This is a genomic window from Isoptericola chiayiensis (genome assembly GCF_013149805.1).
GTDB classification, from domain to species: domain Bacteria; phylum Actinomycetota; class Actinomycetes; order Actinomycetales; family Cellulomonadaceae; genus Isoptericola; species Isoptericola chiayiensis.
The window spans coordinates 300,850-315,934 of the sequence record NZ_JABEZT010000002.1; the positions used below are offsets into that span (position 1 = coordinate 300,850).

A 15,085-nucleotide genomic window follows, 5' to 3' on the forward strand; every position below is an offset into this window, starting at 1 on the left:
CGCCCTCAGCCGGGGTCCGGCGCCTCACCGAGCTGACGCACCAGCTCCTGGAGGCGACGGGCCTCGGCCATGCCCCGCTCGCCGTCGGCGCGCTGGATGCCCATGACGGCCAGCGTGCCGCCGTCGGCGAGGTCGAGGAGCACCCACGGATCGTTCGGGGTCATTCGGACGGTCACGATCTCGGGCCAGGCCACGCGTCGGGTGCGGATCACGTTGCGCACCGTCAGGCCGTCGTGGTCGGGGCGCGCGTGCACCCCGCCGAGCCGCCAGAGCAACCAGGCGGCAGCGACCGCGAAGGCCACGAACGTCACGCGGGTACCGGCGTCGAGCAGCACCCCGCCCGGAGCGCCGATCCCGACCACCAGGCTCCCCCCGACGGCGACGGCCCCGGTGACCGCGACCGCGACCCTCGCCCACAGCGGGCGGAAGGGCCGCAGCGCGGCACCGGGGCCGTCGTCGTGCGTCACGCCGTCACAACCGGCTGGCGAGGATCTGGGTCACGAGGATGCCGCGGGCACCGACCTCGTAGAGCGCGTCCATGACCCGGTTGGTGTCCGCACGGCGCACCATCGACCGCACGGCGGCGGACTGGCCGTTGTGCAGCGGGGAGACGGTCGGCGACTCGAAGCCGGGCGTGACGGCGACGGCCGCGTCGAGCAGGCCCATCGGCACGTCGTAGTCGAGCAGCACGTACTCGCGCGCGGTGATGACGCCCTGCAGGCGCCGGGTCAGCACGTCGATGCCTGCCGGGGCGTCGGTGTCCGCACGGCGGATCAGCACGGCCTCGGAGCGCAGGATCGGGTCGCCGAAGACGTCGAGCCCGGCGGCACGGAGCGTCGTGCCCGTCTCGACGACGTCGGCGATGACGTCGGCGACGCCGAGGCGCACCGAGCTCTCGACGGCGCCGTCCAGGTGCACGATGGCGGCGGGCTCGACGCCCTTGTCGGCGAGGTGCGCGGCGACGAGCGTGGTGTAGGACGACGCGACCCGCTTGCCCGCGATCTCCTCGACGGTGGTCACGGTGCCGGCCGGTGCCGCGAAGCGGAAGGTCGAGCCGGCGAATCCGAGCGGCAGGTGCTCGACGGCGTGGGCTCCGGAGTCGAGCAGCAGGTCGCGTCCGGTGATGCCGACGTCGACGGTGCCGGACCCGACGTACACGGCGACGTCGCGCGGGCGCAGGAAGAAGAACTCGACGTCGTTGTCGACGTCGGTGAGCACGAGCTCACGGGTGTCGCGGCGCTGGCGGTAGCCGGCCTCGCGGAGCATGTCGGTGGCGGGCGTGGACAGCGATCCCTTGTTGGGGACGGCGATGCGGAGCAACGGGGATACCTCGTTCTGGTGTACGGGACGACGACGGGAGTGCGGTTCCGGAGCGCGCGCTGCGGTGCGGGTCGTGATGACGACGCACCGGGCGCTCACAGATGCGCGTACACGTCCTCCAGGGTGAACCCCTTGGCGACCATCAGCACCTGCAGGTGGTACAGCAGCTGGGAGATCTCCTCCGCGGCGGCCTCGTCGGACTCGTGCTCGGCGGCCATCCAGACCTCGGCGGCCTCCTCCACGATCTTCTTGCCGATCGCATGGACGCCGGCGTCCAGCTGGGCCACGGTCCCCGACCCGGCGGGGCGGGTACGGGCCTTCTCGGTCAGCTCGGCGAACAGGGACTCGAACGTCTTCACGCCACCACCCTAGACGCCGGGCCCGGGGTCGTCCGGGCTCGTTCCGCCGTGCGGGACGGAACTCACAGGCTTACCCTGGCGCTTGGCACACTATTTTAATGGGAACGTCGGTACGGCTGAGCGACTGTCGTCGTGGCGGACAGCGAGTCAGGCGGGACCGCGGACGCCGTCCGAGCCCGGCTCCCCCGCACCGTCCACGTCCGGCGGAGCACCGTGCGCGTGCGGCCCCGCTCCCCCCGTGACAGATCAGGCGCGAGAGACCGCGGCCCTGCGTCAGTGCACGTGCCTGCTCGCCAGATCCCTGAGCGTCTCGATCTCGGCCGGTACGTCGTCGGCGCCGTACACGGCGGACCCGGCCACGAAGACGTTCGCCCCGGCGTCGGCCGCGCGCTCGATCGTGTCGCGCGAGACACCGCCGTCGACCTGGATGTGCACGTCGAGGTCCTGCTCGCTGATCGCGGCCCGGGCACGGCGGATCTTCGGCAGCGTGCCGTCGATGAACGACTGCCCGCCGAAGCCGGGCTCGACCGTCATGACGAGGATCATGTCGACCTCGGCCAGCAGGTCGAGGTACGGCTCCACGGGCGTCGCCGGTCGCAGCGCCACCCCGGCGCGCGCCCCGAGGCGCCGCAGCTCGCGGGCGAGCCGGACCGGGGCCTGGGCGGCCTCCGCGTGGAACGTCACCGAGGCAGCCCCCGCCTCGGCGTACGCCGGCGCCCAGCGATCCGGGTCGGCGATCATCAGGTGACCGTCCACGGGCACCGGGGAGACCTCCACGAGCCGCTCGAACACCGGCAGGCCGAGGGTCAGGTTCGGCACGAAGTGGTAGTCCATGACGTCGACGTGCGCGGCGTCCGCCGTCGAGATCGCGTGCAGGTCGCGCTCGAGATTCGCGAAGTCGGCCGACAGGATGCTGGGGTTGATCAGCGCAGGCATGGGGCCAGCCTAGAGCGCACGCGGTCTACGCTCGCCCCGTGGCAGCACTCCCCTCCCCCGGCGCCGGTCGTCCCGCGCGGCGCCCGCACGTGCGTCGGGCCGTCGTCGCGGACCTCGGAGCCGTCGCGGCGATCCTCGAGCCCTACGTCACCGGCACCTGCGTCACGTTCGACGAGGTCCCGCCGTCGTCCGCGGACTGGGAGCGACGCCTCGACGACGCGGACGCGCGCGGGCTGCCGTTCCTCGTGGCCGAGCTCGAGGGTGCGGTGGTCGGCTACGCCTATGCCGCCCCGTGGCGTCCCAAGGCGGCCTACCGGCACACCGTCGAGGACACGATCTACCTCGCTCCCCAGACCCAGGGCGAGGGCGTCGGGACGCGGCTGCTGTCGGCGCTGCTGGACGCCTGCACGGTCGCGGGAGTGCGCCAGGTGGTCGCCGTGATCGCGGACGACCCGGCCGCCGCAGGATCGGTGCCGCTGCACCGGCGGCTCGGCTTCGAGGTCACCGGCGTGCTGCGCGACGTCGGCGTCAAGCACGGTCGCTCGGTGAGCACGATGCTGATGCAGCGCACGCTGCACTGACCGCCGGTACGAACTACCGGCGGTGCCGGAACGGTCGTCAGGTCAGGTCCCGGCGCAGCGCGTCGGTGTGTCCCTCCACAGTGCGCCACGCCGCCGCTCCCACGCCCGGGTGCACGTCCCGGTCGATCTCGCCCAGCGCCGCGCGCAGGTCGTCCAGCGCGGTCGAGACGACCCGCGCCGCCCGACGTCGGGGCAAGCCCCACGAGACCCCCTCGGCCACGAGGTCGGCCCCGGCGATCGCCTCCATGTCGCGCAGACCGGCCACGTCCATGGCGAAGATCCGCGAGGCGTGGTCGTGGTGCAGGTGCATGGAGATGTCGTACGCCGGTGCGAGCGACACGGTCCCGTCGGCCCGCCGCAGCATCGAGACGTTCTTGGCGTGGGCGTCGGTGTTGCCGAGGGCCAGGTTCAGCGTCGTCAGGGCGAGCAGGCGGTCCGGGCGGGTGCCGTCGTCGCGCAGCACCTGGGCGATCGCCCGCAGCGACGGGATCGCCCGGCCGTGCTGGAACTTGCGCTCGGGGTCGCGGGTGTTGATCCCGAGCGCCTGGGCGGCGTCCTCCTGGTGGATGCGACGCAGTCCGCCGGGGGCGCCGTCGTCGGGGACGCGGTCGTAGCGGGACACCACCAGGCAGCGCACGTCCTCGAACGTCTCGACGTGCGCCCGGATGGTGGTCAGGCCGATCCGGCGCGCGAGGTCGATCGCGGCCGCCTCGGTGTCCACGAGGTCCGCCGTCGGCGAGTCGGCGTCGCGGGCCACCTTGAGGATGTGCGTGGTCGCCTCGTCGGGCGCCGCGCGCCACCAGGCGCCGTCGTCGCGCACGAGCCCGATCTTCGGCTCCATCCCGGGCAACGAGCTCGTGAGCCGCTGGCTGCGCGCCTGTCCCCCGGCACGGGCGATGCTCGCCCGCAGCAGGTCGGCCACGCCGGCGTCGTCGAGGCGCACCGCCTCGCGGCCATGGGCCTGCGGCTCGGCACCCACCGCGACGAACTGCAGCGCACCGACGGTGTCCCCGCCGTAGGCGCCGAAGAAGCCGACCGGATCGTCCGGGTCGACGCCGGCGTCCATGGCCATGTGGTCACGGACGCGCCCCTCGGGCATCAACCCGTCGAGCCAGGCGTTCACACGGGCCGGGGCGGGCGTGATGTCGGGGTCCATCGGCAGCAGGTGGGACAGGACCCGCGAGCCGTACCCCCAGCGGTCGACGGCGCCCGGATCCCACTCGAGCTCCACGCGGCGGGTCCCGCGCCCGGTGTCCCGCGCGGAGAACCGGGCGACGCGGCCGCCGTAGAGCCAGGCGTCCAGCTCAGGCGCGATCATCGCTGCCCCGCTGCTCGAGACGGACCTCGATCCCCAGCTCGTCGAACATCTCGAAGAGCCGCGTGATGTAGAGGTTGCCGACGCCGGACTCGACCTCGGAGACGTACTGGCGCGTCAGGCCGAGCTCGTCCGCGAGCGCCGCCTGACTGAGTCCGTGGTGCTTGCGGGTTTGTTGGACGAAGCGGCCGAGGTCGCGGGGGCCGCGGGCGTGGGTCCAGCGGTCGGTGGTGGTCATGCCGCCTCCATTGTCAGGTTTTTCTGACCGAATGGAGTGTCAGACTATCCCGACAGCAGACCTCGCGCAAGGAATTTCTGTCAGCCGTCGCTCTTCAGGCCGTGCGACGCAGCAGCGTCAGGTGCATCGCGTCGGTGCCGTGGACGTGCGGCCAGAGCTGGACGTCGAGGCCTTCCGCTCCGCCGTCGTCGGCCCCGAGGTCGAGATCCGCACCGGGGACGAGGACGTCGCGCACGGCCGCGCGGGCGTCGAGGCGCTCGGCGTCGTCGCGGCGGCGCAGCACGTCGTCGACGACGAGCCGGGTCTCGGCCAGGTGGGGCGAGCAGGTGACGTAGGCGACCACTCCCCCGGGCCGGGCGGCGTCGAGGGCGGAGCCCAGCAGCTCACCCTGCAGGCGGGTGAGCGTCCCGAGGTCGGAGGGGGTGCGCCGCCAGCGGGACTCGGGACGACGGCGCAGCGCGCCCAGACCCGTGCAGGGGGCGTCGACGAGGACGCGGTCGTAGCCGCCGGGTTCGTCGGTGCCGAGCTCGCGCCCGTCGGAGGTGCGTACCTGCTCCACGACTCCCTCGGGGACGGCACGCAGCCCGCGTCGCACGAGCCGGGCCCGGTGCGGCTGCAGCTCGTTGGCCACGAGGCGGGCGTCCCGCTCGCCCGCGAGCGCCGCGAGGAGGGCGGCCTTGCCCCCGGGGCCGGCGCACAGGTCGAGCCAGCGCGCGTCGGGTCCGTCGAGGGGTGCGGCGGCCAGGGCGAGGGTGACGAGCTGGGAGCCCTCGTCCTGGACGCCGGCGCGGCCGTCGGCGACGGCGGGCAGGTCGGCGGGGTCGGTGCCGGCGGCGAGCACGCGGGCGGTGGGTGCCCAGGCGCCGGGCTCGAGGCGCGCGTCGTCCGGTGCGCCGTCGTCGAGCGTGTCCGCGGAGACGAAGCCTGGCCGGGCGACGAGCGTGACCCGGGGTGGGGTGTTGTCGGCCTCGAGCAGGTCGGCGATCTCGCCGGGGTCGCGGCCGTGGCCGTGCAGGGCCTCGCGCAGGGCGCGGGTGATCCACACGGGGTGGGAGCCCGCGCGGGCGAGCCCGGTCACGGCGTCGGGGGCGTCGGCGCGCAGGTCGTCGAGCCAGTCCTCGAGGGGGCGGCGTCCGACGGCGCGCAGGACGGCGTTGACCATCTGGGCCGGTCCGGCGCCGACGCGGTCGCGGCACAGTCCCACGGTCTCGGACACCGCGGCGTGGGCGGGCACCCGCATGCCGAGGAGCTGGTGGGCGCCGAGGCGCAGCACGTCGAGCACCTCGGGGTCGAGCTGGTCGAGGGGGCGGCTGACGCAGCGCGCGAGGATCGCGTCGTAGCGGCCGCGCAGGCGCAGGGTGCCGTAGGCGAGCTCGGTGGCGAAGCCGGCGTCGCGGCCGCTCAGTCCGCGCTCGCGCAGCAGCGGTGGCAGCACGAGGTTGGCGTAGGCGTCCGAGCCGTCCACCTCGCGCACCACGTCGTAGGCGGCGGTGCGGGCCGGGTCGGTGGACCGGCGCCGCTGGGAGGGCGCCCGGTTGCTGCGGTGGCCCTGCCCGCGGCTGCGGGCGGCGCCGCGCTGGCGGCCGCGGTCGTCGCGGCGGTCGTCGCGGGGCTGGTCGCGTCCCGGGCGGTCGGCGCTCATCGGGCGCCGCCCAGCGGGGCACCGGTCTCGACGACGGCGCGTCCGGCGCCGCGGGCCCAGTCGGCCGCCGCCATGGGCTTCTTGCCCACGGGGCGTACCTCGCCGAGCTCGACGGCGTGCGTGGCGGTGCCCACCAGCACCTCGGACTTGGTGGCGCGCACCTGCCCCGGGGACAGGTCGGCGACGTCGCCGCGCGGGCGCACCGGGCCGAGGCCGAGCCGCGCCCCCGGGGTGCCGTCGTCGGCGTCGGGCAGGGTCGTCCACGCCCCGGGGGCCGGGGTGACCGCCCGGATACGCCGGTCGACCGCGAGCGCCGGGGCGTCCCAGCGCACCAGGGCGTCCTGGGAGGTGATCTTCGGGGCGTAGGAGGCGCCGTCGGGGCTCTGGGGCTGCGGGGACAGGGTGCCGGCCTCCAGGGCGTCCAGCGTGGCAACGAGCAGCCCGGCGCCGGAGGTGGCGAGCCGGTCGAGCAGGTCGCCGGAGGTGTCGCGGGGCCGGACGGTCTCGGTGGCGGTGCCGAGCACGGGGCCGGTGTCCATGCCGTCGTCGAGCAGGAACGTGGTGGCGCCGGTGACCTCGTCGCCGGCGAGGACGGCGTGCTGAACCGGCGCGGCGCCGCGCCAGGCGGGCAGCACCGAGAAGTGCAGGTTGACCCAGCCCAGGCGCGGCACGGCGAGGACGTCGGGGCGCAGCAGGTGGCCGTAGGCGACCACGGGGGCGGCGTCGACGTCGAGGTCGGCCAGCCGGGACACGAACTCCTCGCCGCGGGGGACGTCGGTGATCACCTCGATGCCGGCCTCCTCGGCGGCGACGCGCACCGGGCTGGGCACCAGCCGGCGCCCGCGTCCGGCGCGGGCGTCGGCGCGGGTCAGCACGGCGACGACCTCGTGGTCGGAGTCGATCAGTGCCTTCAGGGCGGGCACGGCAGGTTCGGGGGTTCCGGCAAACAGCAGGCGCACCGTGCAAGTCTAGGGCGGGGCGAGACGGGGAGAGGGCATGCGAGAGGTGGACCGCCGCGAGGGCGCGACGCGAACGACCCGGTCGATACGGGCCGGGGCCGGGTGGACGACGGTCCTGCTCCTGGCGGGCGGGTGCGCCGGGCCCGAGGAAGCGTTCGCCGAGCCGATGGCGCAGCACGCCCCGTCCGGCGACGTCGCGTTCTCCCCGGCGTCCCTCACCGCCACCCTCCCCCACGTGACCTACGTCGACGGGCCTTACGAGATGGCGTACTCGGACCTCGTCGTGGCCGGCGCGATCACCGGCTGGCAGCGCGGCGAGGCCACCGACTGGTCCACCGACGCCGGGCGCGAGGTCGCCTGGTCCGGCGACGCCGACACCCGCCACGTCGTCCTGACCGTCGACGTCGACGAGGTCGTGGCGGCCGGGGAAGGCGTCGACGTCGCGCCCGGGGACTCGATCGACGTGGTGGCCACACTGGGCGGGGACGCTGACGCCGACGCCGCGGGCGACGCGCTGGCCGCGCTCGGTGACGTCGTCGTGCTCGCCTCCCGCGGTCCTGGCCAGCACGAGGACGAGTGGTGGATCGCCCAGCACGGGGTGCTGCTCGGCGACCTCGACGACGGCGACCTCACCTGGCCCGTGCTCGAGGCCGCCGGTCGCGACCTCGACCTGCGCGACGACGTCGCCGACCTGGACGCGCTGCGCCGTGCCGCCGCGGCCGGACCGCGGACGATCACCGTCGGCGAGTCCTGACGGTCCTCAGCGCGCGACGGGCAGCCCCAGGTCCGCGAGCGCCGACCGCAGCGCGGGCGTGCCGGTGAAGTGCACGGCGTGGAAGCCGACCGCGCGGGCGGCCTCGACGTTGCGGACGGTGTCGTCGACGAACACGGTGCGGGCGGGGTCGACGTCGAAGCGCTGCGCGGCAAGACGGAAGACGGCGGGATCGGGCTTGGCCAGTCCCACGCGGCCGGAGACGATCACGTCGCGCAGCAACCCGATGACCGGGGCCGCGGGCTGCGCGGCGTGGAAGGTGTCCGCGGCCCAGTTGGTCAGCCCGTACAGGGGCACGCCGGCGGCGTGCAGCTCGCGCACCAGGGCGGCCGAGCCCGGGACCTCGCCGGTGAGCGTGCCGGCGTAGTCGCGGGCGTAGCGGGCGGCCAGCGGGGCGAGCTCGGGTCGGGTGGCCTCCAGGTGGGCGACGGCCTCGGCCCAGGTGCGCCCGGCGTCCTGGGCGAGGTTGAACGCGCCGAAGTCGACGGCGTCCATCCAGCGGTCGACCTCGGCGCGGTCGAGTCCGGCGAACGCGCCGTAGGGGTCCCAGCCGACGAGCACGTTGCCGAAGTCGTAGACGACGGCGTCCACAGCAGGGTCCACGGCAGGGTCGGGCGTCGTGGCCATCAGAGCATCTCCTGGGGGTCGATCTGGACTCGGGCGGTGCCGCCCTCGCGGCGGGCCGAACGCACGGCCAGCGAGGCGCGCAGCTGGTTGGCGAGCTCGGCGCCGTCGCTCAGGGGTACGCGCAGCACCGTCCGCACGCGTGCCTCGAGCCGGTCGTCGCCGGGCAGGTCGACGGGGCCGAGGACCGTCTCGGGCGTGGCCAGCTCGACGCGGTCGACGACGGCGCGCACGGCGTCGGGGTCGCCGGTCACGGCGGCGACGCGCACCGCGGGCGGCAGGTCGAGCTCGCGACGCTCGTCCAGCTCGCGCTCGGCCAGCCCGGCCGGGTCGAACCGCACCAGCGCGCCCGTGGGTGCCGGGGCGGCGTCGCCCACCAGCAGCACCTGGCCGTCCGGGCCCGGACGCACGAGCGCGGCCGCCGCGATCCACCGGTGCAGGGCACGGGTCGCCATCGCCAGGTCCGTGCCCGCCGTGGCGGTCGCGGCGTCCAGCAGCAGCGCGGCGGCGTACCCGCCCTCGGCCACGGGCTCGGCGCCCGGGGTGGCCACCACGAGGGCCGGGTCGGCGGCGACGCTCGCGAGGATCCCGCCCGGGGCCGAGGACGCCGAGACCCGCACGGGCACCCCCGTGAACGCGCGTCCGAGCTCCTCGGCCGTGCGTTCGGAGCCCACCCGCACGGCCCGCACCCGGTCGTGACCGCACTCCTCGCAGCGCCAGGTGCCGGCCAGCCGACCGCACCAGGTGCACTGCGGGGTCGCCCGCGCCCCGCCGAGCCCGAGCGGGCCGTGGCAGTGGGTGCAGCGCGCCGCGGTGCGGCAGGCGGCGCACGCCACGACGGGCAGGTACCCCGTGCGCGGCACCTGGACCAGCACCGGCCCCCGGTCCAGGGCGGTCCGCGCGGTGCGCCACGCCGCCGTGGGCAGCCGGGCGGCCGCACCCGGACCCTCGTGAGCGAGCTCGACGGACGTCAGGGCACGCACCCGCGGTGACCGGGCGCGCACCACGGCGCGGGCGGCGGCGATCTCGGCGGCCCAGCCGCGCGCCAGCATCGCCTGCGCCTGCACGGTCCGGCCAGGAGAGCCCAGCAGGAACCCGGCGCCCTCCGCCTCGGAACGCATCGCCAGGACCTCGCGCGCCGCCGGGTAGGGGGCGTGCGGCTCGTCGAGGGTCTCCTCGCCGTCCCCCCACAGGACCACCAGGCCCAGGTCCGGCACCGGAGCGAACATCGCCGCGCGGGTGCCGACCACCACCGACGCCAGACCGTGGCGGGCGTGCAGGAACGCCCGGTAGCGCGGCGCCGGGCCGTCGTCCGCCTGGAGCCGCTCCACCTCCTCGACGCCGGCCACGCCCAGCGCCGTGCACACCCGGTCCACGTCGCGGGCGTCCGGGACGACCACCAGGGCTCGCCGTCCACCGGCCAGGGTCACCCTCGCGGCCTGCGCGATCGCCGCCGCCCAGTGCGGCACCCGGGCGGGCGCGTCGTCCGCAGCAGCCTGTAGGCCCGGCAGCGGGCTCCACACCCCGCGCGGCGCCTGCCCGGCGAGCAGGTGCCGGCAGAAGGCCTCCCCGGTGCCGTACGGGGTCCACACCTCGGGCCAGCCGTCCCCGCCGGGCGCCGCCGGACGAGGTGCCGCACCCGGCGCGGCACGGTCCGCGGAGCCGTCAGCAGCCGGGCGGGCCGCTCCGTCGGCCTCGGCCCACTCGGCGAGCCGGGCGAGCACCTCGGCCTCGACGCGGGCGTGCCGCGGGGGCACCGCCAGGCGCAGGACGTCCGCGACGGTGCCGGCGTAGCGCGCGGCCACCCGCCGGGCCAGGTCCAGCACCGCCGGCGTCAGCACCGGGTCGGCCGAGACGACCCGGCGCAGCGGCTGCAGCCGTCCGTCGTGGTCCGAGGTGGCCGCTCGCGCCACCACGTACCCCGCCACGTCCTGCGGGCCGAACCGGGCCCGCACCCGGGCCCCGGGCACGGCGTCGTCCGCCATCGCGGCGGGCACCAGGTAGTCGTACTCACGGTCCAGGTGCGCCGGCTGCAGGTCGAGCACCACCCGGGCCACCGGGTCGACGTCGGCGACCTCCACCGCGGAGCTGCGTGGTGCACGACGCCGCCCCCCGACGTCGTCGAGCCCGAGCAGGGCGCCCTGCTCGGGCTCGTCACGGGAGGTCACGGGCCTATGAGATCACGAGCCGCCGACGCCGCGCCGTGCTCACACCGCCGCACGCAGCGCCTCGACACGGTCCGTGCGCTCCCAGGTGAACGCGTCCAGCTCGCGCCCGAAGTGCCCGTAGGCGGCCGTGGCGGCGTAGACCGGGCGCAGCAGGTCCAGGTCGCGGATGATCGCGGCCGGGCGCAGGTCGAACACCTCCCGGATGGCGGCCTCGATGCGCGCCGGGTCGACCGTCGCGGTGCCGAACGTCTCCACGTACAGGCCCACCGGGTGAGCGCGGCCGATGGCGTAGGCGACCTGGACCTCGCAGCGTCGCGCCAGACCCGCCGCGACCACGTTCTTGGCGACCCAGCGCATCGCGTACGCGGCCGAACGGTCCACCTTCGAGGGGTCCTTGCCGGAGAACGCCCCGCCGCCGTGCCGCGACATCCCGCCGTAGGTGTCCACGATGATCTTGCGGCCCGTCAGCCCGGCGTCGCCCTGCGGACCGCCGACCACGAACTTGCCGGTCGGGTTGACGATCAGCTCGCGCCCGGCCACGTCCAGGCCGCTGTCCGCCGCGAGCCGCTCGACCACCGGGTCCACGACGTGGTCGGCCACCTGGCGGGCCAGCTTGTCCTGGTCCAGGTCGGCGTCGTGCTGGGTGGAGAGCACCACCGTGTCCAGCCGGACCGGGCGGTCGCCGTCGTAGCCGACGGTCACCTGGGTCTTGCCGTCCGGGCGCAGCCCCACGATCTCGCCCGAGCGGCGCACCAGCGACAGGCGCTCGGCCAGCCGGTGGGCCAGGAACACCGGCAGCGGCATCAGCGTCGGCGTCTCGTCGGTGGCGTAGCCGAACATCAGCCCCTGGTCGCCGGCGCCCTGGACGTCCAGCGGGTCGACGTCGTCGGCGCGGGTGCGGCGCTCCAGGGCGGTGTCCACCCCCTGGGCGATGTCCGGGGACTGCTGCCCGATCGAGACCGACACCCCGCACGAGTCGCCGTCGAAGCCGATCGCCGAGGACGTGTACCCGATGCCCCGCACGACCTCGCGCACGATCTGCGGGATCTCCACGTACGCCTCGGTGGTGACCTCACCCGCGACGTGCACCAGGCCTGTGGTCACCATGGTCTCCACCGCCACGCGCGAGTGCGGGTCCTGGGCGAGCAGGGCGTCCAGGATCGCGTCGGAGATCTGGTCGCACACCTTGTCCGGGTGGCCCTCGGTCACGGACTCGGACGTGAACAGGCGCAGCGCATCGGTCATGGGGCCAGCCTACGGCCCGCAGGCCCGGTCCGGGCCATCATCGGACCCAGATCGTCTCGGATCGCGAGACGTTCTCACATGACGGACAGGTGCTTCGTCACGGCGTCCCACAGGCCGTCCGCCACCTGGCGCTTCGACCCCGCGACCTCGGCGACCACGTCGCCCGCGGCGTCCAGCACCGTCACCTCGTTGTCCACGGCGCCGAAACCTCGCCCGTCCCCGACGGCGTTGACCGCCAGCAGGTCGGCGCCCTTGCGGCGCGCCTTCGCCCGGCCGTGCTCCAGCACCGAGCCCGCCGCGTCACCGGTCTCGGCCGCGAAGCCCACCACCACCTGCCCCGGTGACAGCCGGTCGCGGGCCAGCTCCGCCAGCACGTCCGGGTTCTCCACCAGCTCGATGACCGGCGGGGGCTCGCCCTGCGTCTTCTTGATCTTCGCCCCGGGGGTCCGCGACGGACGGAAGTCCGCGACGGCCGCGGCCATCACGACGACGTCCGCCGCGGTGGCGGCCTCGCGCACGGCCGTCCGCAGCTCGGCGGTGCTGCCCACGTCCACCACACGCACGCCGGCCTCCACCAGCGGCGCGGTCAGCGCCGTCTCCAGGTTCGCGGCCACCAGGGTCACCTGGGCCCCGCGGGCGGCCGCGGCCTCGGCCAGCGCGACGCCCTGGCGGCCGCTGGAGCGGTTGCCGAGGAAGCGCACCGGGTCCACCGGCTCGCGCGTGCCCCCGGCCGAGACGACCACTCGCCGACCCGCGAGGTCGGGTGCCGGCTGCCGCCCACCGGCCGCGGCCTCGGCCGTCGTGTCACCGGCCTCCGCGTCGCCGACCGTCACGTCGCCGACGGCCGCCAGCGCCGCCCGCACGATCTCCTCGGGCTCGGGCAGGCGCCCCGGACCGGTGTCGGCACCGGTGAGCCGCCCGCTCGCCGGCTCGACGACGTGCACCCCGCGCTCGCGCAGCGTGGCGACGTTGGCGCGGGTGGCCGGGTGCTCCCACATCTCGGTGTGCATCGCCGGGGCCATCACCACCGGGCAGCGCGCCGTCAGCAGCGTCGAGGTGAGCAGGTCGTCGGCGCGACCGGACGCCGCGCGGGCCAGCAGGTCCGCCGTCGCGGGGGCCACCACGACCAGGTCGGCGCCCTGGCCGAGGGCCACGTGCGCCACGCCGGGGACGTCGTCGAACACCTCGGACGACACCGGCTCGCCGGACAGCGCCTCGAACGTCGGCGCACCGACGAACCGCAGCGCGGCCGCCGTGGGCACGACGCGCACCGCGTGGCCCTGCTCACGCAGGAGGCGCAGCACCAGGACGGCCTTGTACGCGGCGATGCCGCCGCTGACCCCCAGCAGGATCCTCATCGTCGGGCGGGCAGGACTCAGACGATCTCGTCGCCCGCGACGTGCGCCTGGGCCGAGGGCTCCTCGCCCGCGGCCTCGTCGGCCGACAGGCGCGCCGGGACGTCCACCGGCTCCGCGGCGGGCTCGGCGGTCAACAGGCCCTCGTTGATCTCGCGCATCGCGATCGACAGGGGCTTCTCCTGGTTGCGCGTCTCGACCAGCGGGCCGACGTTCTCCAGGAGGCCCTCGTTGAGCTGGGCGTAGTAGGCGTTGATCTGACGGGCACGCTTGGCCGCGTAGAGCACCAGGCCGTACTTCGACTCGCTGCGCGTCAGCAGGTCGTCGATGGGCGGGTCGGTGATCCCGATCGGCTGGGGCGTGGTTCCGGCCATGTGTCTCACTCCAAGCAGACGGACGAACCGGTGACGGCAGGTCACCGGGAGATTCAGGGGTTCAGCGGGTCATTCTACCCGCCCGGACGACGCCGGTGGTGAGGCCGACGCCGCGGCCCCGGCCTGGCCGGCCTGCAGCAGCCGGGCGAGCTCGTCGGTGGCGCGGGTGACGTCGTCGTTGACGATCGTCACGTCGAACTCCGCCTCGGCCGCCATCTCGACGCGGGCGGTGCGCAGCCGGCGCTCGCGCTCCTCGGCGTCCTCGGTGCCGCGTCCCACCAGACGGCGCACGAGCTCGTCGAAGCTCGGCGGCGCCAGGAAGACGAACTGCGCGTCCAGGCCGCTGGCCCGGACGGCGTCGCGCACCTGGCGCGCGCCCTGCAGGTCGATCTCCAGCAAGGTGGGACACCCGGCCGCCAGGTGCTCGACGACGGGCCCCCGGGGCGTGCCGTAGCGGTGCCGGCCGTGCACCACCGCCCACTCCAGCATCTCGCCGTCCGCGACCATGCGGTCGAACTCCTCGGGCTGGACGAACAGGTAGTGCACGCCGTGCACCTCACCCGGTCGCGGCGGCCGGGTGGTGGCCGACACCGACAACCACACGTGCGGGTAGCGGGTGCGGATGTCGGCCGAGACCGTGCCCTTGCCCACCGCGGTGGGCCCGGCCAGCACGGTCAGGCGTGCCGGTCCGCCGGTGACGTTCTCCTGCGGTGCCGGCACGCCGGCCTGTGGTGCGGAAATCTCAGCCAAACCTCTCGATCAGCGCCTGGGCCTGGTGCGGACCGAGTCCGCGGACCCGGCGGGTCTCGGCGATCCCGATCTCTTCCATGATCGCCCGGGCCTTCACCTTACCGACACCGGGGAGGGACTCGAGCAGGGAGACGACCTTGAGCTTGCCCACGACGTCGTCCGTCTGGCCCTGCTCGATCACTTCCTGCAGCGAACCCTGGGAGTACTTCAACCGGTTCTTGATCTCTGCCCGGACGCGCCGCGCCTCGGCAGCCTTCTCGAGGGCCGCCGCTCGCTGTTCCGGGGTGAGGGGAGGAAGAGCCACGCAAGTCACCTACTCTGTCGAGCCGATAGGGGGTACTGCTCCCTCGAAAGTAGCCACGACCTGCACGAGCGGCAATCGGAGACGGGCTCTGCGGGCCCGCGTCACCCGGCGCCGCCCCGACAAAGGAGGTCAAGGGCGGCGAA

At 75.2% G+C, this 15,085-nt stretch carries 17 protein-coding genes; 2 read left to right on the top strand and 15 right to left on the bottom strand.

Going from position 1 to position 15,085, the window contains the following annotated elements:
• Nucleotides 1-5: 5 nt before the first annotated feature.
• The 4 genes from HDG68_RS04380 to rpe form a co-directional block, all read right to left on the bottom strand.
• Nucleotides 6-467, bottom strand: coding sequence for a PH domain-containing protein (locus tag HDG68_RS04380; RefSeq protein ID WP_343037427.1), 462 nt, complete (start codon nt 465-467; stop codon nt 6-8).
• A 4-nt stretch (nt 468-471) separates the two neighbouring features.
• On the bottom strand, nt 472-1,320 hold the full coding sequence (hisG, locus tag HDG68_RS04385; protein WP_172149654.1) for an ATP phosphoribosyltransferase: 849 nt from the start codon (nt 1,318-1,320) through the stop codon (nt 472-474).
• A 95-nt stretch (nt 1,321-1,415) separates the two neighbouring features.
• A complete protein-coding gene (locus HDG68_RS04390) occupies nt 1,416-1,679 on the bottom strand; it encodes a phosphoribosyl-ATP diphosphatase (protein ID WP_172149656.1) in 264 nt (87 codons plus the stop codon).
• A 273-nt stretch (nt 1,680-1,952) separates the two neighbouring features.
• The gene (gene rpe, locus HDG68_RS04395) at nt 1,953-2,615 is read right to left on the bottom strand and encodes a ribulose-phosphate 3-epimerase (RefSeq protein WP_172149658.1); all 663 of its coding nucleotides are present in this window, start codon (nt 2,613-2,615) and stop codon (nt 1,953-1,955) included.
• Nucleotides 2,616-2,653: 38 nt separating this feature from the next.
• Here rpe and HDG68_RS04400 point away from each other — a divergent pair, with 38 nt between their 5' ends.
• Complete coding sequence (locus HDG68_RS04400) at nt 2,654-3,196, top strand: GNAT family N-acetyltransferase (protein ID WP_343037428.1); 543 nt, start codon at nt 2,654-2,656, stop codon at nt 3,194-3,196.
• 37 nt (nt 3,197-3,233) lie between these two features.
• Here the strand turns inward: HDG68_RS04400 and HDG68_RS04405 are convergent, their stop codons facing one another.
• From HDG68_RS04405 to fmt, 4 genes are all read right to left on the bottom strand, one after another.
• A complete protein-coding gene (locus HDG68_RS04405) occupies nt 3,234-4,514 on the bottom strand; it encodes a type II toxin-antitoxin system HipA family toxin (protein ID WP_172149660.1) in 1,281 nt (426 codons plus the stop codon).
• A complete protein-coding gene (locus HDG68_RS04410) occupies nt 4,501-4,749 on the bottom strand; it encodes a helix-turn-helix transcriptional regulator (RefSeq protein ID WP_172149662.1) in 249 nt (82 codons plus the stop codon). Before HDG68_RS04410 ends, HDG68_RS04405 begins: the two co-directional genes overlap by 14 nt.
• A 94-nt stretch (nt 4,750-4,843) precedes the next feature.
• The gene (locus HDG68_RS04415; RefSeq protein ID WP_172149664.1) at nt 4,844-6,391 is read right to left on the bottom strand and encodes an RsmB/NOP family class I SAM-dependent RNA methyltransferase; all 1,548 of its coding nucleotides are present in this window, start codon (nt 6,389-6,391) and stop codon (nt 4,844-4,846) included.
• Entirely contained in the window at nt 6,388-7,350 is a 963-nt protein-coding gene (gene fmt, locus HDG68_RS04420; RefSeq protein WP_172149666.1) for a methionyl-tRNA formyltransferase, read from the bottom strand. The genes HDG68_RS04415 and fmt overlap by 4 nt, the downstream gene beginning before the upstream one ends.
• Nucleotides 7,351-7,387: 37 nt before the next feature.
• Between fmt and HDG68_RS04425 the strand changes: the two genes are divergently transcribed.
• Nucleotides 7,388-8,104 (top strand): hypothetical protein, encoded by a 717-nt coding sequence (locus tag HDG68_RS04425; RefSeq protein WP_172149668.1) that lies wholly within the window; start codon nt 7,388-7,390, stop codon nt 8,102-8,104.
• Nucleotides 8,105-8,110: 6 nt separating this feature from the next.
• On the opposite strand, the gene HDG68_RS04430 is transcribed toward HDG68_RS04425, so the two are convergent.
• The 7 genes from HDG68_RS04430 to mihF all read right to left on the bottom strand — a co-directional run bounded on the left by HDG68_RS04430 (nt 8,111) and on the right by mihF (nt 14,942).
• A complete protein-coding gene (locus tag HDG68_RS04430) occupies nt 8,111-8,749 on the bottom strand; it encodes an HAD family hydrolase (RefSeq protein WP_172149670.1) in 639 nt (212 codons plus the stop codon).
• Entirely contained in the window at nt 8,749-10,914 is a 2,166-nt protein-coding gene (locus HDG68_RS04435) for a primosomal protein N' family DNA-binding protein (RefSeq protein WP_172149672.1), read from the bottom strand. Before HDG68_RS04435 ends, HDG68_RS04430 begins: the two co-directional genes overlap by 1 nt.
• Before the next feature lie 39 nt (nt 10,915-10,953).
• Nucleotides 10,954-12,159, bottom strand: coding sequence for a methionine adenosyltransferase (gene metK, locus HDG68_RS04440; RefSeq protein WP_172149674.1), 1,206 nt, complete (start codon nt 12,157-12,159; stop codon nt 10,954-10,956).
• A 74-nt stretch (nt 12,160-12,233) separates the two neighbouring features.
• Nucleotides 12,234-13,517 carry a bifunctional phosphopantothenoylcysteine decarboxylase/phosphopantothenate--cysteine ligase CoaBC gene (gene coaBC, locus HDG68_RS04445; protein ID WP_172149676.1) on the bottom strand — a complete coding sequence of 428 codons (1,284 nt, stop codon included), beginning with the start codon at nt 13,515-13,517 and terminating at the stop codon, nt 12,234-12,236.
• Nucleotides 13,518-13,534: 17 nt separating this feature from the next.
• Nucleotides 13,535-13,888: a DNA-directed RNA polymerase subunit omega gene (gene rpoZ, locus HDG68_RS04450; protein WP_172149678.1), complete on the bottom strand. Its 354-nt coding sequence runs from the start codon at nt 13,886-13,888 to the stop codon at nt 13,535-13,537.
• Between the two features lie 69 nt (nt 13,889-13,957).
• Nucleotides 13,958-14,608: a guanylate kinase gene (gmk, locus tag HDG68_RS04455; protein ID WP_343037429.1), complete on the bottom strand. Its 651-nt coding sequence runs from the start codon at nt 14,606-14,608 to the stop codon at nt 13,958-13,960.
• Between the two features lie 22 nt (nt 14,609-14,630).
• A complete protein-coding gene (gene mihF, locus HDG68_RS04460; protein ID WP_172149682.1) occupies nt 14,631-14,942 on the bottom strand; it encodes an integration host factor, actinobacterial type in 312 nt (103 codons plus the stop codon).
• Nucleotides 14,943-15,085: the final 143 nt, after the last annotated feature.